This is a genomic window from Oceaniferula spumae (assembly GCF_042849255.1).
GTDB classification, from domain to species: domain Bacteria; phylum Verrucomicrobiota; class Verrucomicrobiia; order Verrucomicrobiales; family Akkermansiaceae; genus Oceaniferula; species Oceaniferula spumae.
On record NZ_AP026866.1, the window covers coordinates 2,854,726 to 2,875,413 of the forward strand.

25 protein-coding genes are annotated in these 20,688 nt (G+C 46.3%); 23 read left to right on the plus strand and 2 right to left on the minus strand.

Features of this window, described 5'->3' with window-relative positions:
- Positions 1-282 precede the first annotated feature (282 nt).
- The 13 genes from ACSPJT_RS11950 (at position 283) to ACSPJT_RS12010 (ending at position 10,356) form a co-directional block, all read left to right on the plus strand.
- Positions 283-732, plus strand: a complete 450-nt coding sequence (locus ACSPJT_RS11950; protein ID WP_435892785.1) for a hypothetical protein — start codon at positions 283-285, stop codon at positions 730-732.
- 140 nt (positions 733-872) lie between these two features.
- Positions 873-1,280, plus strand: coding sequence for a hypothetical protein (locus tag ACSPJT_RS11955; RefSeq protein ID WP_435892786.1), 408 nt, complete (start codon positions 873-875; stop codon positions 1,278-1,280).
- Positions 1,281-2,103: 823 nt separating this feature from the next.
- The gene (locus tag ACSPJT_RS11960) at positions 2,104-2,385 is read left to right on the plus strand and encodes a hypothetical protein (protein ID WP_435892787.1); all 282 of its coding nucleotides are present in this window, start codon (positions 2,104-2,106) and stop codon (positions 2,383-2,385) included.
- Between the two features lie 129 nt (positions 2,386-2,514).
- On the plus strand, positions 2,515-2,880 hold the full coding sequence (locus tag ACSPJT_RS11965; RefSeq protein ID WP_435892788.1) for a hypothetical protein: 366 nt from the start codon (positions 2,515-2,517) through the stop codon (positions 2,878-2,880).
- A 129-nt stretch (positions 2,881-3,009) separates the two neighbouring features.
- Positions 3,010-3,450, plus strand: coding sequence for a hypothetical protein (locus tag ACSPJT_RS11970; protein ID WP_435892789.1), 441 nt, complete (start codon positions 3,010-3,012; stop codon positions 3,448-3,450).
- Positions 3,451-3,998: 548 nt separating this feature from the next.
- Positions 3,999-4,421, plus strand: coding sequence for a DUF6331 family protein (locus tag ACSPJT_RS11975; protein ID WP_435892790.1), 423 nt, complete (start codon positions 3,999-4,001; stop codon positions 4,419-4,421).
- 127 nt (positions 4,422-4,548) lie between these two features.
- Positions 4,549-4,992, plus strand: a complete 444-nt coding sequence (locus tag ACSPJT_RS11980; RefSeq protein WP_435892791.1) for a hypothetical protein — start codon at positions 4,549-4,551, stop codon at positions 4,990-4,992.
- Positions 4,993-6,134: 1,142 nt separating this feature from the next.
- A complete protein-coding gene (locus ACSPJT_RS11985) occupies positions 6,135-6,701 on the plus strand; it encodes a hypothetical protein (protein WP_435892792.1) in 567 nt (188 codons plus the stop codon).
- 81 nt (positions 6,702-6,782) lie between these two features.
- Positions 6,783-7,190, plus strand: a complete 408-nt coding sequence (locus tag ACSPJT_RS11990; protein ID WP_435892793.1) for a hypothetical protein — start codon at positions 6,783-6,785, stop codon at positions 7,188-7,190.
- 151 nt (positions 7,191-7,341) lie between these two features.
- Positions 7,342-7,782 (plus strand): hypothetical protein, encoded by a 441-nt coding sequence (locus ACSPJT_RS11995; protein ID WP_435892794.1) that lies wholly within the window; start codon positions 7,342-7,344, stop codon positions 7,780-7,782.
- Positions 7,783-8,315: 533 nt separating this feature from the next.
- On the plus strand, positions 8,316-8,738 hold the full coding sequence (locus ACSPJT_RS12000) for a hypothetical protein (RefSeq protein WP_435892795.1): 423 nt from the start codon (positions 8,316-8,318) through the stop codon (positions 8,736-8,738).
- Positions 8,739-9,426: 688 nt separating this feature from the next.
- The gene (locus ACSPJT_RS12005; protein ID WP_435892796.1) at positions 9,427-9,720 is read left to right on the plus strand and encodes a hypothetical protein; all 294 of its coding nucleotides are present in this window, start codon (positions 9,427-9,429) and stop codon (positions 9,718-9,720) included.
- A 132-nt stretch (positions 9,721-9,852) separates the two neighbouring features.
- Positions 9,853-10,356, plus strand: coding sequence for a hypothetical protein (locus ACSPJT_RS12010; RefSeq protein WP_435892797.1), 504 nt, complete (start codon positions 9,853-9,855; stop codon positions 10,354-10,356).
- Between the two features lie 57 nt (positions 10,357-10,413).
- Here ACSPJT_RS12010 and ACSPJT_RS12015 read toward each other — a convergent pair whose 3' ends face one another.
- Entirely contained in the window at positions 10,414-10,614 is a 201-nt protein-coding gene (locus ACSPJT_RS12015) for a hypothetical protein (protein ID WP_435892798.1), read from the minus strand.
- A 412-nt stretch (positions 10,615-11,026) separates the two neighbouring features.
- Here ACSPJT_RS12015 and ACSPJT_RS12020 point away from each other — a divergent pair, with 412 nt between their 5' ends.
- The 7 genes from ACSPJT_RS12020 (at position 11,027) to ACSPJT_RS12050 (ending at position 16,109) form a co-directional block, all read left to right on the plus strand.
- Positions 11,027-11,266 (plus strand): hypothetical protein, encoded by a 240-nt coding sequence (locus ACSPJT_RS12020; RefSeq protein WP_435892799.1) that lies wholly within the window; start codon positions 11,027-11,029, stop codon positions 11,264-11,266.
- Positions 11,267-11,424: 158 nt separating this feature from the next.
- Entirely contained in the window at positions 11,425-11,775 is a 351-nt protein-coding gene (locus tag ACSPJT_RS12025) for a hypothetical protein (RefSeq protein WP_435892800.1), read from the plus strand.
- A gap of 132 nt (positions 11,776-11,907) precedes the next feature.
- Positions 11,908-12,639: a hypothetical protein gene (locus tag ACSPJT_RS12030; RefSeq protein ID WP_435892801.1), complete on the plus strand. Its 732-nt coding sequence runs from the start codon at positions 11,908-11,910 to the stop codon at positions 12,637-12,639.
- Between the two features lie 668 nt (positions 12,640-13,307).
- Complete coding sequence (locus tag ACSPJT_RS12035; RefSeq protein WP_435892802.1) at positions 13,308-13,826, plus strand: hypothetical protein; 519 nt, start codon at positions 13,308-13,310, stop codon at positions 13,824-13,826.
- Between the two features lie 145 nt (positions 13,827-13,971).
- Positions 13,972-14,412, plus strand: a complete 441-nt coding sequence (locus ACSPJT_RS12040; protein WP_435892803.1) for a hypothetical protein — start codon at positions 13,972-13,974, stop codon at positions 14,410-14,412.
- 119 nt (positions 14,413-14,531) lie between these two features.
- Positions 14,532-15,056: a hypothetical protein gene (locus ACSPJT_RS12045; RefSeq protein WP_435892804.1), complete on the plus strand. Its 525-nt coding sequence runs from the start codon at positions 14,532-14,534 to the stop codon at positions 15,054-15,056.
- A 591-nt stretch (positions 15,057-15,647) separates the two neighbouring features.
- Positions 15,648-16,109, plus strand: coding sequence for an SMI1/KNR4 family protein (locus ACSPJT_RS12050; protein ID WP_435892805.1), 462 nt, complete (start codon positions 15,648-15,650; stop codon positions 16,107-16,109).
- A 495-nt stretch (positions 16,110-16,604) separates the two neighbouring features.
- Here ACSPJT_RS12050 and ACSPJT_RS12055 read toward each other — a convergent pair whose 3' ends face one another.
- On the minus strand, positions 16,605-17,627 hold the full coding sequence (locus ACSPJT_RS12055) for an IS110 family transposase (RefSeq protein WP_435892730.1): 1,023 nt from the start codon (positions 17,625-17,627) through the stop codon (positions 16,605-16,607).
- A 1,488-nt stretch (positions 17,628-19,115) separates the two neighbouring features.
- Between ACSPJT_RS12055 and ACSPJT_RS12060 the strand changes: the two genes are divergently transcribed.
- From ACSPJT_RS12060 to ACSPJT_RS12070, 3 genes are all read left to right on the plus strand, one after another.
- Complete coding sequence (locus tag ACSPJT_RS12060) at positions 19,116-19,664, plus strand: hypothetical protein (protein ID WP_435892806.1); 549 nt, start codon at positions 19,116-19,118, stop codon at positions 19,662-19,664.
- Positions 19,665-19,789: 125 nt separating this feature from the next.
- Positions 19,790-20,146 (plus strand): hypothetical protein, encoded by a 357-nt coding sequence (locus ACSPJT_RS12065; protein ID WP_435892782.1) that lies wholly within the window; start codon positions 19,790-19,792, stop codon positions 20,144-20,146.
- 127 nt (positions 20,147-20,273) lie between these two features.
- A complete protein-coding gene (locus tag ACSPJT_RS12070) occupies positions 20,274-20,642 on the plus strand; it encodes a hypothetical protein (RefSeq protein WP_435892780.1) in 369 nt (122 codons plus the stop codon).
- Positions 20,643-20,688 lie beyond the last annotated feature (46 nt).

A 20,688-nucleotide genomic window follows, 5' to 3' on the forward strand; every position in this document is an offset into this window, starting at 1 on the left:
TGCCATAGAGGCAGCAATCGCCTTTCTAGAAGTTAGACCTTATTTCTTTAGGTCCCAGTATATGAGAACTAAGTTCATTCGATTGGTAAAGAAGTGTGATTTAACCAAGTCTCAGCGAACACGATTTGAGAACATCTTAAGACGATAATGTGGCCGAACAAGACGCTGCATCCGACCGTTAACCGTTCGGAGTCGAGGGACTTTTTAGAGCTAAGACCATTTTAGATTTTCGAGCTTCACCCACCGGCGGTTGAGCTCTACGTTCGGCAATAATAAGAATGCATGAGTGAGCACTTACACTATTTCCGCCCCGGAGAAGAAGCTAGGATGTTAGCCAGATGCCAATTTGGACTTGATAGATCTGGGAATGGAGGGGCTACGCTTACTTATCCTATTCAAGGTTATCCATGGCGTCGTAACCCTACCCGTGGTTACGAGATTGAATTGTCATCTGAAGAAACTGATGCATTATTTGCAGAGGTATTCCGGCTTCCTGAGATTTCCCCTGCAGAATGTTTAACTGATGATTTATGGAGTGATTCCTCCGAAGTCGCGAATGGAATTACCCGTGACGTGAAGACAAATACTCTTTGCCACACATTAGGGGTATATTCAGCATCAGGAGACAATCTTGTGTATTTTTCCATGAAGGAGGATTCCACGGTATTGTTAAGTTCAAAGATTTATAAGGTAGTACATCATTTGATCGCACCATATGAGATCCTAGATTGATCCTAAAAAAGTGGCCGAACAAGGCGCTTCATCCGACGCGATACCGTCCGTGAGCCAGAAACCATTGTGAGCTAAGATCGTGAATGGTTGCATAACTGTTTTACACGGCGCGGTTGAGCTCTACGTTCGGCAATAATAATATGAATAATCGCATTCGTCAGTTTGAGACGATTGATCAGCTTTGGGCAGCAATGCTAGATCGATCGACCGGGGATGATGAGCACGATCCTTTTGCAGACTACGAAGATTTCTTTATCGCAAGTCTTACCAAGAGATTCGGGGGTGACACTGATGGCGAGGATTGGGAGGTTCTTCAGATTTCTAGTTCTGTGGATGCTTTTCACATTAATATATCCATATCGAAGCTGAATCATGAACTGATCACCTACTTTCGGAACCTGCTGTTGCAGAGTTTGCCAGATGAGTCGGTTCTAGTGGCCGTTTTTGATTCTGGAATCTCAGGTGACTCACGGCATTTGGGGAGCTTGGTTGTCTTCAAGGATGAGCTATGGATTACACGAGAATTGACCAGTGAAGTGGATCTCTGACTTTCGCAAGAATGTGGCCGAACAAGGCGCTTCATCCGACCGTTAACCGTCCTCAGCCAGAAGACGTTTCACGGAATCAGCCACTTACGGCCTAGGATCTTGTCACACCGGCGGTTGAGCTCTACGTTCTCTAAAAAATTGCATGCACGGATCAACGAAAAACCTGTGGCTCGCAATCCTTGGCGGCATAGCCTTTCTTATCATAGCAATAATCGCTTTTGCGCTGTTGTCCAATCCGGGGAAAGCGCCGCGTCATAAATTTGACTCCTTCAAGATCGACTACGAATCGTGTATCAACGCATTTGAGGGCAAGCGCACAAAAGAATTTACACACATGTGGGTTTTGCATTCATCAGACCTGAAAGCTTGGTGGGACCCCAACGGCATGAGGGCGGAGGCAGACCTCATACTGGACACACCTGACCAATATGCAATCGGCACTTTACTATCACATGCTAGACAGTCACACCGATCCCCTAACCACGTCAGAACACTTTCCAGCGGTCGAATATATCACGTTCTACTTTTCAACGAGAACCGACATACCTACGCGCACTTGAGATTTGCCTACCGGTCAGAGCAGGCTGACGGCACAACGGTTTTTAGCCTAGTCACAGATCACAGGGGAGCACATCGAGTTAAGGACTGCCCAAGCTTCATCGATTTTGAGAGCAAGTTCCTCGCAAACAAATAAAGAGAGAACAAGGTGCTTCATCCGACGCGATACCGTTCGTTGTCCGATGACTTTGCAGAGCTAAAAACGTTAATGGTGTGAATCTGTTTTACACGGCGCGGTTGAGCTCTACGTTAGACAAGAATAAGAATGGAATCATCGTCAGTCACACGCGGCACTCCTGGCGGATGTATGATCGGCCTGCTAGGAATGTTCTTCCTAGTTTTTCCAGCCGTGGGAACTTGGGGGATGAGCAAATGGCTCAGCATACCGAGCGATGATCGCCAAATAAATGCATATTTCTGGATCATGTTAGCTTTCATAGTTGGAGGACTATTGATGTTCATCTTACTTTCCATCATTTCAGTGCGCGTTCTGAAGGGGACGAACTTTAAGAATTACGATCCTGATAATCCTACTTTGCACTGGTAAAAAATGGGTCTAACAAGGCGCTTCATCCGACGCGATACCGTCCGTGAGCCAGAAACCATTGTGAGCTAAGATCGTAAATGGCTGCGAATCTGTTTTACAGTGCGCGGTTGAGCTCTACGTTCGACAATAATGAAGAAAATTTCAATAGCCGCGCTCATTTGTGTGATGGGAGCTGTAATCTATTTCGTCTTATTCGTGCCAAAGCGATTTAAGGTAGAATCGGTTTCTCCGTCAGGTGAAGTTCAAGTTCGTGGTTTGAGATTTCAGGCACAAGACGCTCATGCACTCGATGGAACCCTGAGATTGTATATTAATGATGATCCTCAACAGACGACGATTCGTTGGTCTAATAGATTAGATATTTCTTGGGTCGCGTTAGATTCGCATGAGTCATTCGAGATTAATGAAGATGGGAGTGTTCTCATGCGATGGCGTATCAATGAAGACAAGGCGACCTGTGAATACGGTCAGGAATATCTTACAGGTGACCCTTAAAAATTGGTCGAACAAGGCGCTTCATCCGACGCGATACCGTTCGTTGTCCGAGGAAGTTGTAGAGCTAATATCGTGAATGGTGCGAAACTGTTTTACACGGCGCGGTTGAGCTCTACGTTCGCTAATAATATGGGGAATTCCTACGTCACGTTTCAAAATCTCAGTTTCCGCTCGCGCGACACGTTACTCGAGCTTTGGCTTCGTCTGCTAGCCTTGAATCTCCCTGATGATCAGTATAAGCCGAAGACGTGGATCCATGAGCTGCGTAACGAATGGCTCTTCCAAGCTTCAGGCCTGTGGAACGGCGTCATTTCACCTCAGCTCGACAAGTTCTGCACTACTCAAGAACGAATTGAAGTGGTTTTGGCTACGTCGAATCGCCTGATGGTACGCCTCAAGGCGTGCGGTGACGTCGTTGGGTCTCGTGAGCTTGGGCTTCTTGGATTGGGTAGTTTTGAGGTCGATTACCCTGTTCATTATTTCGAACAGATGCATGAGCGATTCGAAGCGCTTCTATTAGGACAACCTCTACCTCCAACACCTAAGGTCATTCCGGGTCCTCCAGAATAATATAAGCGAACAAGTCGAAGCATCCGACCGTTAACCGTTCGCAGTCCGAGAACTTTTAGAGCTAAATCCACGAATGATTTGCGGCTGTTTTACACGCGGCGGTTGTTCTTTACGTTCGGCAATAAAAAGAATGCAGAATAGAACTAAGATAGCAGTGTGGTCGGTGATTACCGTAGTCATGCTGTATCTGGTTTGGCTAATTATTCCTAGTTCGTGGACTTATGCTAGATCTGGAGTTCGAGATGTTGGAATGATAATGGGTGTTGCTGCTGGAGTGATATCGATATTTGCACTACCAGCAGGTTACTCACCAGAGGAGAAGCAAGGTGCTCCATCAATGTGGTGGGTCTATTTGCTCCTTGTCCCTGCAATTTTCTATGGATTGGTGTGTGGGCTGTGGCTAATTTCCTGAGGAAGAATGTGGCCGAACAAGGCGCTTCATCCGACCGTTAACCGTCCTCAGCCAGAAACCCTTTCACGGAATCAGCCACTCACGGCCTTCGACCTTGTCACACCGGCGGTTGAGCTCTACGTTCGGTAATAATAGAATGACGAAGAAGAAGTGCATAGATTGTGGCGCAGATATAATGCCAGTTACGTATGAACGCTACATGCAGCGATGCGTTCCTTGTTTTAGGGCAAAGCATCTCGATGGACAGGTTTCTGCAGTTTCGCCCCGTTCAGCTAGTATTGGTGAGTTGACTTACACACTACTTGAGGAATCAGAGGTTCATTGCCTTATCGATTGCTGTGGTCTCAACGCTGTTGAATTAAGTGAAGAGTCCCTAGCTCGCTGGAGAGATAAGAACACTGAGAAGGATTGGGTGCGTTTGGTGGAGGAGTATTCGCAACTCGTAAATGTGATTTGCGAGTTTGAATCTCCAATCGAGTGCTTGGGTGATGAATATACACCGGAAGAATTAATAGCTGAATTTGAGGTTTTGGGAGTAGCCGCTGGAATCAAAAAATAGACCGAACAAGGCGAAGCATCCGACCGTTAACCGTCCTGAGTCCGAGTCCGTTTTTGAGTTAAAGCCATGAATGATTGGCGGCTGTTTTACACGCGGCGGTTGTTCTCTACGTTCGGTAAAAATAAATATGAATGCAAAAATCCTAGTATCAATTGCAATAGTGCTAACGAGTAGCACCCTATACGGATTTCCTCTTAAAATCGAAGATCTTAAAAAGGGGGAGTCTATAGTTATTCACGTAAGTCATAAAGTTCCCAAAGCTGTTACGTATACTTATGTGTTTACCCATAAGCGAGTATACATTAGTTGCATGGCTGGAGAGACGACGGAGGTGTTTAATGATTTAACTTTATCAGTGGAAGAGGCTGGTCAAGTTGACCATTTTTTGGATCTCGTGCGTAGAGGGAGGAATGCATCTAAACTTAAATCTGAAGGAGTATATTACCAATTCATCTTCAATCAAATCGGTCAAAAACCGAAGCGATGGGCTCTTACTATACGAGAACCGAGAAAATCTTCTAAGAAGCACACCTCTCTTTTAGACTTGAGGAAAAAAGCTTTAAAGAAATAGACCGAACAAGTCGCTGCATCCGACCGCTAACCGCTCCTACGCGAGGGGCTGTTTTGCGAGAAAGACCATTTAAGATGTTCAACTGTTGCTTAGGCGTCGGTTGAGCTAAACGTTCGGCAATAATAATGAAATGCATCCAAATCGGGCTGCTTGTCGCAGTTATCGGTATGACTGTTTGGCCACATCTTTACTGGCGACATAAAGCCAAGTCTTATGATGCTAAGCAGTGGCTGTTCTCTAGTCTGGGTTTTTGGGCTGGTACTGGAGGTCTGTGCCTATTTATATCATCAATCCTACTCTTGGTGCTGCTGATCATTGGTAGCGGCATTTTCCCACTATTTCATAGCGCATGGATAGCTCCAGTTTGGCTATCTGTGCTTGGTTTGGTTGTGTGGTGTTACATTTTATGGTGGGCGATTTGGTGCCGGAGAGGTATTTCCAAGAATGTGGCCGAACAAGGCGGTGCTGACGACCGTTAACCGTCCTTAGCCCGAGTCTGTTTTACAGTTAAGAAATTCACACGGTCTGAATCTGGTTTACAGCCGGCGGCAGACCTCTACGTTCGGTAATAATAATGAAGATGCCACTAACTAAGTTAATCGTGTATCCCGCTATGATAAGTGTTCTTGGAGCAATCTGTATCATGCTTACGACACTGGACGATCTAACTGTAGAGCAATGGTTATATTCGTTGCTTGGGGTCATCCTTGTGCACCTGATGATTTGGCTTCCAGCGATCCCAGCATTCAAGAGACGCCCGCAGCTATCAGGGGTTCTATGGACTATACTAGCGCCAATTTTGAGCATGCTTTGTCTGTGTATTCTAGGCGTTATATTTTACATAGATGATCCTTACATTTCTAATGTTGGATATTTTTCGTTAGTTGTCCAGTTAATGCCATTTGGTTTTATGTGCTTACTTTTTTCATGGGGATTTCCATGGTTTTCTAGCTTGGCATGTTCAATTACAATCAAGCGGCTTCTAGCTGCCTAGCATCGCCACACTGAAGAAAAATAAACCGAACAAGGCGCTTCATCCGACGCGATACCGTCCGTGAGCCAGAAACCATTTTGAGCTAAGATCGTGAATTGTGGCGAATCTGTTTTACAGTGCGCGGTTGAGCTCTACGTTCGGTAAGAATATGAAGATCCCGGTCATCCAGCATCAATTGCTCAATGAGAAGAGATCTGTTACTTACTCGATACTCTTTAAAGTTTGGCTACTAGTTGCCGTTTACGCGGTATTGCACGATCAATATATTGTCCGAATTGCTCCCGAGCATTTCACAATTTACCATGATCCTTTATTGGGGATTGAGCATCCTGCTACACTTGCTGCGGTCTATGCATTTGGGGCATCTTTTTCGCCAGGCCTACTTCTTGGGTTTTCTTGCGCAGTATTCGCTAGGGGCGGTTCATTACCGAAATTAAGCGTTAAGTGCATTCTTATTGGAGTTATTGCGGTGATCATATTGACCGAGTTATCTGCAGCATTTTCCGGTTTCATCGTCTATAAGAGTGGCAGCGTAATCTATCCAGAGTCATGGTATCCGTCACACAGTTTGCGAATGATGGTAACACAGACTATACAAGTGACGTGCTATATTGCGGCTGCTGTGTTATCAGTAATTCTTCTCGTTACATTATTGGCAATCAGATATAAAAATAAACCGAACAAGGCGGTGCTGACGACCGTTAACCGTTCGTAGTCCGTAGCCATTTTACAGTTAAGACCATTCTAGATTTTCGACTGTTGACCCACCGGCGGCAGACCTCTACGTTAGACAAGAATGAATAATATCCCCAGCGACCTAATCTCATATCTCAGCAACACCCCATCACTCGTAATTTCGATGGAAGAAGGAGAGGTGAGGAAGGCTGAACTTTTTTCGCTCAGTGAATTGAAGATTGAGCGGTTTCAAGTCGAATCCGAAGAATATGATGATGAGGGCGACCCATTGAGTGCAGCCGAGTTTGAAGGATGCAGCCTGCTAAAGACCACTGAAGGTTATGATCCTGATGGTGTGTTGGTTTGGCTCACCGAGCTCAAGGAGTATGGTGCTTGGGACTGCGACCATCTCAGATTGATCACCTTTCCGGGTGCTACCTGGTCAAAGATCATTGCGGATCCTACTTGGTATGTTAACGGTCAGTGGTATCCAGATAGGATAGAACATAGATCGATTACTCCCGAATAATTTGGTCTAACAAGGCGGTGCTGACGACCGTTAACCGTCCTTAGCCCGAGTCCGTTTTACAGTTAAGAAATTCACATGGTCTAAATCTGGTCTACAGCCGGCGGCAGACCTCTACGTTAGACAAGAATAAGAATTGCGAGAACACGCCAACATGATTCCAACATCGAAATGCTCGTTGAACATCCTTCGGTTAGGTCTGATTATCAGCGCGATAGGGTGGGGCCTGGCTTTAGCGTTCACCTTCACCACATGGGATGGAGCTGCTGAATACATGTATACGATGGGGGCCGGACACGTGGAATATCGACCACTGATGGATTACTGGTTGCGGATGGCATCAATCGTTATGGGCTGTATTGGCGTTGCATCCCTTTTGGCCGCTCGTAAGCCGAACTCATACGAATCGGTGATACTCTTGCTGGGGCCGTTCAACCTTATCGTCGGCATTACACTTTTGGTGTCAGCGATTAGCAATGATTTACACCCTGATAAGCATCCCACATTTATTCCAGACATCGTCTTTTGCTTTCTCACAGGTAGCTTGATCACACTGCCGATGTTACATGCGCGACGGGCAAAAAAATCGGTCTAACAAGGCGCTTCATCCGACCGTTAACCGTCCTCAGCCAGAAACCATTTCACGGAATCAGCCACACACAGCCTTCGACCTTGTCACACCGGCGGTTGAGCTCTACGTTAGGTAAGAATGAAAAACGCGTGCATCAACATCGGACATATATTGCCCGTATTTTTGACACCGGCGTTTCTGATCATTAGTTCAGTTGCGCCACTAATTTTATGGGCAATCATTTTCGATAGTGGAACTGGGGAACCCTACTTTCGGGCGACTTTTATCGGGATGTTCTACATGCCAGTTGCCGTCGTAATGGCTTTGGGTGTATCTTGGATTAGACGCACTGATGAAGAATTGAGAGGGGCGTCTGTCATATTTAGTGGGCTAATGGGCGTAGGAATTACAATTGCTTTGCTAGTTACATAATAGACCTAACAAGGCGCTTCATCCGACGCGATACCGTTCGTGAGCCAGAAACCATAGAGAGCTGAGATCGTGAATGGCTGCGAATCTGTTTTACAGTGCGCGGTTGAGCTCTACGTTCGACAATAATGAAGACCCTCCTACTCATCAGTTGTGGCTTGATTTACGTTGCGTCGTTGTTTTTTCCTGTTTTTGAGCCATCTGAAGGAGACCCAACTTATATTCTCGGTTTAATTGCGCTGCTTTTTGGATGGGGCAACTACCCATGGTTCGCTAATCCGTTACTTTTCGCTTCATATATATTCTTATTTAAGCGGAGATACTCATTGGCCGTTCTTCTCTCTGGATCAGGAGTTATTCTTGGCCTGTCTACATTACTGATGGTTGAGATACCACGTGATGGCTCTGGTCAGAAGACGAGTATCGACGGTTATGGTTTAGCATTTTACCTGTGGATGAGTTCATTGCTTTTGACATTTTTGGGGACGTTAATTTACCTCATTGCAGGTAAGAAGAATTTGGTCGAACAAGACGCTTCATCCGACCGTTAACCGTTTCGAAGCCAGAAGCCGTTTCGCGGAATCAGCCACTCACAGCCTTCTACCTTGTCCCACCGGCGGTTGAGCTCTACGTTCGCCAAGAATAAGAATTTTGGGTTGGGGCGTTCTCGATGCATCATGATTGAAGGTTTCGAAGAAGATCACAAGTAGCTTGATCCATCGTTCGTGTATCGACGCGATCATCATGCAGGGCAACATCAACAGCGGTAGGTCATCGAATGGTAAGACCTTTGTAGAGCAAGCAGATTGGACGCTGTTAGGTTTAGCATGATGCTGACCATCTTCCGGCAGTCCTCGTTCCTGTGGGTGCCTCCAGAAGATCACCAACATGCGGCAGACGTTCACGGTGAAGTGCAGTTTTCGAAGGTTGATTATTCCTTGAGTGCTTAGGTTGTCTAATCAAGAATGCCGTCGAACAAGGCGGTGCTGACGACCGTTAACCGTCCTTAGTCCGAGTCCGTTTTACAGTCAAGAAATTCACTTGGCCTGCGTCTGTTCTACACGCGGCGGCAGACCTCTACGTTAGCCAATAATAAGACTCTGCAATCCACGTCAAATATGAATACAACAGACAGTCACTTGGATTTCCCCTCAAGAGTTTGATGCTCTTACAGAGCGTGTAAGGGTATATGAAGAGTCCGATTCGGATTGGGCTGAGATGTTGAAGGATCAAATACTCTTGATAGATAAACTTCAGCAACTGTTGTTTGAGTATTTCGGGTTGAAGGATGAATTCGATGACCTGAATGAAGGAATAGGTGCTTGTGTTAGCGATGATCTTTATCCTGTGCGGGAGGTTACAGCTTACTTGTCGATTAAAGTATTATCTATTGATTTGCTGACTAAGCTTCAGGATTTGTTGAAGAGGTTTAGCGGTTTTTCAATTTGCTTGGGATTAGACCATGAATATGAAGAAGAAGATTATGCGGCCCATTTGCGTATTACGGCTTCAAGTATCAGAGGCACAAAATGACAAGAATTTGGGCTAACAAGGCGCTTCATCCGACGCGATACCGTCCGTGAGTCAGAAACCATTGTGAGCTAAGACCGTGAATGACTGCGAATCTGGTTTACAGCGCGCGGTTGACCTCTACGTTAGCCAATAATGAAAATATTCACAGCGTCGATGTTTGTGGTGGCATTAGCTGTCTTAGGTTGCCGCAACGACTCTCCTGATATTTCCACAGAGCATCCCATTCAGGATGAATATATACACTGTCACGTCGATGGGGGGTGGGGCATTGATGCCGATATATGGATATACAGAGATGATTCATTCCGAGTTGAGTATTCCGGCAAGTCTACTGAAACATGGGATGGACGGAACCAAGGGTTATATCAATCTTTGATAAATACATTCGATCACGAACGGTATTGGGAAGTCACCACAGATACTTTAGATGCAGAAGTCAAGGCTTCGGCTAAGTATAGTCGTAACATGATGGTGATAGACGCTAGCCATGATTACTTAAAGGTTGTAAGCCCCTCGAAAACCCTCAATGTAGATTTCTATGCTGCACGTACACTAGCCGATTATTACGGAGACACACCTAAGTTGAAGATTTTCGGTGAGGTTATTTGGGCTATTCACGAAGGAACAAAAAAATGAGGCTAACAAGACGCTTCATCCGACGCGATACCGTTCGTAGCCAGAAACTGCTGAGAGCTAAGGACGTGAATGGTTGCAAATCTGGTTTACACGGCGCGGTTGAGCTCTACGTTCGGCAAGAATAAGAATGAAAACATCAATCGAGAAATCGAGCACAGATTCACCACAAACCAAGGTGATGAAGGTTTCGATCTTACGGAAGCTCCGATCGCCTGCAAGTTGTAGTCTGCCTGATTTAGCGTCATATTTTTCAGCCATTTCAATGCTACTAGTGACGTTGCTTTTTGCCGTTCTTGGGGTGCATTATCTATTTTATGCTAAGCCAGCATATCGACTGTCCCAGCATCCTGAGAATACCGTAATGTATATTCTAATTGGTGTGACATTATGGATAATGTATTGGATGTTACTGACAGCTATATTAACGTCTATATCGTGGATTTTATGTTCCACTTTCATCAGGTTCAGAAAGAAGAATTTGGCCGAACAAGGCGCTTCATCCGACGCGATACCGCCCGGGAGCCAGAAACCATTGTGAGCTAAGAACATGAATGATTGCGAATCCGTTTTACAGCGCGCGGTTGAGCTCTACGTTCGGTAATAATAAGATCCAGTGAACACGTCGAAGCTTAAAAAAGAGTCAATAGAACTATACAACATTCTAATGACTATGGCACTGATCATCATGCCGGTGATAATTGCATATTATTTTTGCCGTGACTATCCAGGTAGAGGTAATAGCCCAGAGAATGCTTCTTTTGCTGCTCTAGCCGTTGCCCTGATGTGGACCCCGCTGTATCTTGGCGTGAGAGATTTATTTTTACACTATAAGAACGTGTTAAACATTGTGCTCTTGTTCATATTTTCGCTGCTCGTGGTTGTAGTGACCATTGGCAATCCTAAGTTCTAGCCTTCGATTATGAAAAAAAATTAACCGAACAAGACGCTTCATCCGACGCGATACCGTCCGTGAGCCAGAAACCATTGTGAGCTAAGATCGTGAATGGTAGCATAACTGTTTTACACGGCGCGGTTGAGCTCTACGTTAGGTAATAATAGTAACAAGACATGAAAACACCGATTAACGATACATTGGAGTTAATTGGCCGCTTGGACGTGAGGGAGAAAATGAAGAATGCAGACTTAAGGATTCCGGCGTTACCACTCCTAGAATACGACCTCCAAGAGATCATGCATATCGAGCATCGTTTGCCACCGGAAGCTCAGCTTAAGGATATTATTCATACCGCGATGATTTCTCCATCTGGCCACTGGGCTACATGTGCAATTAAATGGCTCCTTCAGGGTTTTCCACTAGATGATGACATCCGTGAATGGTATCAGACATGTAAGAAGAACAAGCGTGTCCATCAACGTATTCGACAAGCTGCTCACAGACTATTCAAGAATCAGACCTAACAAGGCGCTGCATCCGACGCGATACCGTACGTAGCCAGAAACCATTGAGAGCTAAGAACGTGAATGGTTGCGAATCTGGTTTCCAGCGCGCGGTTGAGCTCTACGTTGGGCAATAAAAAATCACCATAAAATATGACAAATCCGATTATCCATGAAGGCTCATCAGGTTCGCCTTCGAAGATATACGAATATAATTTACCGTTTTCCGTAGCTGATATCGGAGATAGGCATCAGCACATTGTTTCAGCTTGGTTTCAGCAGTTTGATGCGCAGGATTCACAAGGTGTTAGCGAGATTCTCGCCCAAGAGTGGATGGGTTTACAAGGTAAGTCAGCAACGAAGGTCGCCGGTAATTTGCTTAAGAAGACGCCTAAATCCATTCTATTCGATGCAGACGACATGTGGTTACGGCTTGATTCTCAGAATTTAGACCAGCAGTCCATAGCTGTTCGAGCGCCCGTAGAGGTAACAGTATCTGAGATGAACGTTATTCAAGAGTTTGATTCGCTCGATTTGCCAGAACTGAAGGCGCATTTTTCTAATCTTTCAGAAGGCGTAACTCTTGGAGGGAACTCGCTTTGGTTATCCACTAATCCTGTCACGGAAAAAGGTTTACAGGGGTGTGGAGTATGGGCGGGGTCTATACCAATTTACTATGTGTGCTGTGGAGACTTAATGCTCCTCAGCAGATGCGGGAGAGTTGGTCGTTGGATGCACGAATATTCTTACGATCCAAGCGAGGCGGAGATTTCTGATGGCAGCTGCGTTGAGCCAGTTGCGGATAGCTTATCGTTGTTTTTTGAGATGTATTTAGATTACCTCGAACTACCTTTAGAGGGGCAGAAGGATACGCCCTTCTGGTAGCCACCTTAAGAACAAAACTAGCCCAACAAGGCGCTGCATCCGACGCGATACCGCCCGGGAGCCAGACACCATTTTGAGCGAAGGGCGATAATGGCTGCGAATCTGGTTTACAGCGCGCGGTTGAGCTCTACGTTCGGCAATAATAAGAAAGATGAGAGACACCTGTAATCCCTATGCCGATGACATACGTGAGTGGGCGTATGATCCTAAGGCTATGGAGCCGGAGCAAGATTGGGATCTCATCATCTCGCACTTGCCGTATGACGAGCTATTCGTAGAGCTAGCAGCTGATAACGATTGTCCGAAGTGGGACTATTTTATGAGCCTGATCTATTTAATCGCAGGTGATGCTGTGAGGACAAACTATGTATCAGAGTCTAGGGATCGCGTGGGTCGATTGATAAGTTGCACTGAACGAATACCAAGGCACAGATTTCATGTTTTTCGTTCTCGATACAAAGATCTGTGTGATGCACCGGAGACGTTTTGTTACGATGATTGGTGTGCTGGAGGCTGGGTTGCCAAAGACAAGAAAGAGGCCGAACAAGGCGCTTCATCCGACGCGATAACGTCCGCGAGCCAGAAACCATTGTGAGCTAAGAACGTGAATGGATGCGAATCTGTTTTACACGGCGCGGTTGAGCTCTACGTTCGCTAATAATAAAGACATGCCTGATAACGTTGAATGCTTTGATTTTGGGGGAAAGACCTTTTCCGATGTAATCGCGAAATTAGGGCCACAGGTTGATTGGGGACCAGATGGCGAAGAACCTAATGAGCCGTGGACTGACAGCCCTGCCTTTTCTGCATGGTTGCATTCCAAGAAGTTTTCACCAGCCGAGATAGAATATTTATTGGATACGATTCCTCGTGTTGATCTAGCCCTTAATCATGGTCCACTTTTTGGAGTCGCTCGTTTCATCAACGAGAATTCGGACGACCATAAGATTTTAGAGGCAGGCTTCGTCATTGTGGCGTCAGGTTGTAATGGTGATTTTATTGTAGTCGATCGAACTGATGGCAGAACAGGTTGGCTTCCGATGGCTATGATTTGGGATATGGAGGCCGCTGAGGTTTCTTCACATTTTGTGGCAACTAATCAGAATTTGGCCGAGTTCATAACCCATTCAGAAGATCAGTGGCTTGACGTGCCCAAAGACTGGTATGACGCTAAGATTAGAATCTAAGCGAACAAGGCGGTGCTGACGACCGTTAACCGTTTGTAGTCGAAAGCCATTTTACAGTTAAAACCATCTAAGATTTTCGACCGTTGACCCACCGGCGGCAGACCTCTACGTTAGACAAGAATAAGAATTGCGAGAACACGGTAACATGATTCCAACATCGAAATGCTCGTTGAACATCCTTCGGTTAGGTCTGATTATCAGCGCGGTAGGGTGGGGCCTGGCTTTAGCATTCACCTTCACTACATGGGACGGTGCTGCTGACTACATGTATACGATGGGGGCCGGACACGTGGAATATCGACCACTGATGGATTACTGGTTGCGGATGGCATCAATCGTTATGGGCTGTATTGGCGTTGCATCCCTTTTGGCCGCTCGTAAGCCGAACTCATACGAATCGGTGATATTCTTGCTGGGGCCGTTTAATCTTATCGTCGGCGTTACACTGTTGGTTTCGGCGATAAGCAATGATTTACACCCCGATAAGCATCCCACATTTATCCCGGATATCGTCTTTTGCTTTCTGACAGGTAGCTTGATTACGCTGCCGATGCTACATGCGCGGCGGGCAAAGAAATCGGTCTAACAAGGCGCTTCATCCGACGCGATACCGTCCGTGAGCCAGAAAACCATTGTGAGCTAAAACCGTTAATGGCGGCGAATCTGGTTTACAGTGCGCGGTTGAGCTCTACGTTAGACAATAATATGAAATACATCCTACTACTACTACTATTGGCTATTCCAACGCTCTCTCAAGCTGAGGACCCTTTTGGTGGTGGCAGTACCGGTCCAGACGATGAGGAGATGGTTTATGATTTTGCCGATGTTCACAAGTGGGATGATGTAGTGGTAGAACTTGGAGATAAAAATAGCCATAAGGCGATCACATGGGTATCTACATTCGTTGCTTCACATCGAGGCGTTACCGGTAAGAGTCAAACGTTTTTCTTTATTGTTGATTCCAAGATTTATGAAGCTTCATTGAAGCACCCAGATTTGAATAGAGGTGTCGTGCTGATGTCAGGGGACGTGAGATTTCCATCTCTGCTCTGCTGGTTGAGACCTTTATCACTAAGAGAGGGCAAAGCTAATTTTACAGTAAGCGTATCCCCAACAGAATTGAAAAATATGCAGATTGCGTTTATGCCTAAGGAGGGTAAAAAGCGATACATTTACAAGCTTGACCAGGTGGCTTTAAGCCTTAAAGAGAAAGCAGTTAAAAAGAAATAATTTGGTCTAACAAGGCGGTGCTGACGACCGTTAACCGTCCTTAGTCCGAGTCCGTTTTACAGTTAAGATATTCACATGGCCTGTGGCTGTTCTACACGCGGCGGCAGACCTCTACGTTCGGTAATATAATAAAGACCTGCTATCGACATGTCATCGCGTACGATTATCGTTATAGATGTTATATACATTTTCTCCGTATTGCTGATACTGGCTGTAAGTGCCCGAATGATGTATGTGGATTCGCATTTGGATCCTTCGAGATACTCTAATCGATCATTCGCTACTCCGGCAGCTCTTCTATCCATTATCTCGACTTGTTACTTTATTTTTCGCGCTACATTCCTCCCATTGCGAAGTCGATTCATTGTTGCGCCGATTATTCTCGTTGCTGGCTATCTGATTTTAGGTTTTGGACTGTTGGCGCTTAACATCATAATCTAAGCTTTGATCAGCGCCGGATAATTTAACCGAACAAGACGCTTCATCCGACGCGATACCGTCCGTGAGCCAGAATCCATTGTGAGCTAAGAATGTGAATGGTTGCGAATCTGTTTTACACGGCGCGGTTGAGCTCTACGTTAGCCAATAATTATGAATCTCGATCAACTGGGAAATCTAGAATCAAAGTTAGAAGTGTCGTTTCCGTCTCAGTATAGAGATCTCGTAATATCGCACCCGTTTCCTAAGTCAGATAGTTCTGACTTTGAACTTTGTTCTAATTATGAGCTTCTTCTGCAAGAGAATCGAGAATTGAGAGAAAATGGTTTCTTCGGTCGAGAGTGGAATAAATCGTGGTTCGCTATTGGTTTCGATGGGTGCGGGAACGAATACTTCATTACAACTGATCCATTTGATGGCAGAATATATTTTGCGGACCACGAAGATGAATTTCACACAGAGGATCTCGGTAAGAACGTTCATTATGGATCTTTCCAAGAATACGTAGATTATCTTCGCGAGTTAGAAGAGGATACTCGCCGTGATGAGTTATTGATGGAGGAGAGAATTAAGAACCGAAAATGGTGGCAATTCTGGATACCCAAACAGCAATAAATCGGGCTAACAAGGCGCTTCATCCGACGCGATACCGTCCGTGAGCCAGAAACCATTGAGAGCTAAGAGCGTGAATGGTTGCGAATCTGGTTTACAGCGCGCGGTTGAGCTCTACGTTCGGTTATAATGAAGAAGAATCCTCTAGCTGAGATTACCGTGGTGGCACGTGGACCTCTAGTGCTTCTGTTGCTTTACCTGGCATTCAACATATTGGCGTTGTTACTACCATACGAGAAGGGGCCGATTTCCTTCTTTGGCTGGTGTATGGTTTTTCCTATGTGCATGATAGCACTGTTATGGCGATGGCTAACACGAATAAGGAAGCATTATCGACTTTGGTTACGCGATGCACTAATGTATTCCTTGGTGTTGATGGTATCAGCCATAGCAACATTGTTGATGATGATGGTAGCCTGACAGTAGAACTCAAAAAATTTACCGAACAAGATACTGCGTTGCAAAGTCAACGGTGATTTGAAGTTTTAAAGTGATCTTCTACGAGGTGCCCGGTGAGGGTAATGCGGTTCTCAAGCCGCGCTTGTCCGGGTCGAAGGGTTGCCCTGATTTGAGGATGCCGTAGATTTGGTGAAGGAGCTTTCGCATGACAGCGACGACGACCTGTTTTCCGGTTTTGCCATTCTCTTTGAGACGCCGGGCGAACTCCTTGAGCAGCGGGTTGTAGGTCATCGCAGTCATGGCCGGGAGGTAGAGGGCTTTGCGCAAGTTGGAAGAACCGACTTTGGTGATGGGGGTGCTCGACTTGCCCGACGTGCCGCTGACGAAATGCCTCGGGGTGACACCCGCCCAGGCTGCGAGTTGCCGGGCGTCTCCGAAGAGTTCGATCTCGGGAAGCTCGGCGAGAAGGATCTGGCAGGTGGTTTCACCGAGGCCCGGGATGCTGTGCAGAAGAGAGTTCTGGGCGCTGAGCTGTGTGTTGTTGGAGACGATCTTCGATATTTTGCCACGAATGGTTTCGAGTTCCTTCTGCTGGGCCTTGATGCGCCGGTTGATCGAGCGCCTGACGTCAACGAGTGTGACAGCTTCCAGTTTGGTTTTGAGTCGTGCGGTATCCCGGGTGAGTGACTCGGCGTAGCGGCTGAGTTCCTTGACCTTGTCATGATCAGCCGGAAGGGGAGTCCACGGACGCAATTCCTCATGCTCCGACCTGAGGAACTGGGCGATGAGTCTGGCGTCGGCGGTGTCGCTCTTGTTGCGTCTCAGCTTCTGGTTGCCGAAGGCTTTGATCTGGCGGGGATTGACCAGATGGAGTGACCGCACTCCGAGTGTGTGGAGGGCGCTGGCGACCGGTTTGCCGTAATGCCCGGTCTGCTCAAGGCAGGCGAGAACCGAAGCCGGGTCCGCGATTTCAGAGAGCCATGAGACAAGGCTGCGGATACCGTCGGGGGTATTGTCGAAGCGTCCGGACTCTGTGGCTGTAATTGAGATGACATGGCAGAAGAGGTCCGCCCTGCCGACATCGATTCCCAGAAAGGGGGCTGGTGTGGATAGTGGTTTCATAGTAATTGGTTTGTGGAAGCTTGCTTCTGACACGGCACTCAAAACACCTCCCGGCCGGAGAGTCTCAGTCTCATCAAAACAGATTCGTTGATCTAAGATACTGCTCGGACTTGAAAGCCTGGAGAGCTGCGTGATGCCTGATCTTGTTCACAGACTCATCCGGGCGAACGGAGGTCTTGGCGCTGCACCAGATTGCATCACGCAGCCGTTTTGGGTTCCTTGTGGGAAACAAGTTTGTTAGCCTATCAGGCGGTGCAAATCCATCTTATGAGGCGCTGCATCCGACCGTTAACCGTCCGGAGTCGGGAGCCATTTTACAGTTGTGACCATCTTAGATATTCGGTGTTTACCCACCGGCGGTTGAGCTCTACGTTCGGCAATAATAAGATGCTATGGAAGCGCTACTATCAGAAGATGACACAATACGGGAGCTGCGACTTAAGGCGGTACGTAAATTGTGCTATTCGGTTATACGCACGTTGATCATTTTTGGATTACCTATCTGTATTGCTTTCTCTGTCTGGTTCTACAACGTTGAACCAGAGAATACATTCTTATATATTGCGCCGCTTATGGTTGTTCCATTCTTCATGTTGATTTTCGTGTTGCTGCCGTATCTGAACGCGCGCGTTCATAACCGTTGGTTGATTAAGGATGGTACGATAAGGTTAAAGGGCGAGGTGGCAGGTAAGATTTCGATGGCTCGATTAGCTGAATGGACGATTAAGCCATACTCTGATCTTGAGGGGTATTATATTTTGTCCATCAGCAGTAGGAATAGACTGAATGGGGCTAGACTTATCTTATCGGAGAGTGACCATTCGATAGACAGCATAAATACAATGTTTCCTAGCAAGAATGTGGCCGAACAAGGCGCTGCATCCGACGCGATACCGTCCGTGAGCCAGAAACCATTTTGAGCTAAGAACATTAATAGCAGCGAATCTGTTTTACACGGCGCGGTTGAGCTCTACGTTCGGCAATAATAAGAAAGACATGAAATCACGCCTATTCACGAATGGCTATGAGTGACGTCTCCATAGAATTTACGCTTAGTGGCTTCACCATACGCACTCGGAAGTTTTTGTGGTTTTATAACCACTATAACGTAATTTGGGACGAAGTTCATGAGATCAGGGCAGAGATGAAGGACTGTGTTTCGTTTCACACACTTGGCCTTAGATTTATGATTTCCAGCGATGAAGGTTATCTCGTCTGTGATGATGATGCCATTTGGACTGAATTGTATGAGAAGGTATTGGAGATATTCCCAGCGATAGATCGAGATGTTATTGCTAAGGCAGAAGCAAGTTTCCCCAATGAATGTTCACTGATATGTTGGCAAGGATAGCGGCCGAACAAGGCGCTTCATCCGACGCGATACCGTCCGTGAGCCAGAAACCATTTTGAGCTAAGACCGTGAATGGCTGCGAAACTGGTTTACAGCGCGCGGTTGAGCTCTACGTTCGCTAATAATAAGATAAGAATATGCCCACATGGTTCCATACCTACCTACAAGATGCCGAATCTGTCACAGACGAAGCTATTGAATCATTCATACGATCAGAAGAAAAAGATGCATGTAGCCTAGCCAAGGATAATGGCGAATATTGGTTCAAGTCGAGGAATGAAAGTGATTGGGTTTTAGTTACACCGAACGGCTTTCAAAGTATCGATGAGAAGTATGCTGAATCTTGCCGCCGGATGTCGCAACATTTTGGATGTTCAGTTGTAATGACCATGGGCCAAGGCAACTGCTCTGGCATGGTATTTGCTGTATTTGAGGATGGCATAATTCTACGGTACGTAGCCGCTGTTGATGGAATGCTCTACGCTAACGATGGCGAACCATACGATTGGGAGGTTGAAGTTTTTGGTGATTTAGGCGACCAGGAGGTTGCTATATCAGAGCTTACTCTTTCTTCAGTAGCAGATCGCTTAGGGCTGCCTGGATATGAAAGCGTTGTTGATGGTGACGGTTACTGGGCTGTTGAACGTAAGATACGGCTTTCGAGTCCTCCGCCATTTCCAAAATAAGAAAGCGAACAAGGCGCTGCATCCGACGCGATACCGTCCGTGAGTCAGAAACCATTGTGAGCTAAAATCGTTAATGGCGGCGAATCTGGTTTACAGTGCGCGGTTGAGCTCTACGTTAGACAAGAATGAAAAAACATCCCTTCATCATCGGTGTTATATTAGGTTGCGTAATTTCGTTCCTATTCGTCACCCTGACGAAACAATATTATAAGAGGCAGATTATTGAGGATGCTGTCATTAATTACGGATTGCCACCCATGCCTGAAATAGAAGTAACCTACGCATACCACAAGAAGTTATTTGGAGCTGATTGGTATGGGTTTAAGGCTAGAGCCACAGAATCAAACGCAGCTGAATGGAGGTCACAGGTTGATAAACTTTACGCAGAAGGGCGATTGCTAGACAATGTAGAGGTAGAGTGGATAAGTTCTGCTGGCGACTCGTCAGATATTGAAGTGAAGTTATCAGATATGAATAAATAATGGGTCTAACAAGACGCTTCATCCGACGCGATACCGGCCGTAGCCAGAAACCATAGAGAGCTAAGATCGTGATTGGTTGGGAATCTGGTTTACAGCGCGCGGTTGAGCTCTACGTTAGCCAATTATAATGAAGAAACTCCGTATCGCAGTGTTATTGTCTTTTGTGGCCATTCTATTAGGTTGTGGGAGATCGGCGTACATTCCATGGGAGGATGGAGACTACAAGGTCTATGCTACCGATGTTGACTACTCGGCTACTGCATTAGGCTTAGACCACGATCCAGGGCTATTGGGTATAGTGGATTCTGAAGTGGTCGCGGCTGGCAGTAATGATTTGGTTATTGTTGTGGAGAGAGAGAATCATAAAGACGACTGCATCGAGTTCTACATCGTCACCAAAGGCGATAATTACGCAGTCGGCCCGTTTGATGAGGAGGAGTTTCAGGTTGAGAAGTCGAAGAGAGGATTGCCTGATTTCTCGTGGCGCAAGCGATAATATGGGGCTAACAAGGCGCTTCATCCGACGCGATACCGCCCGGGAG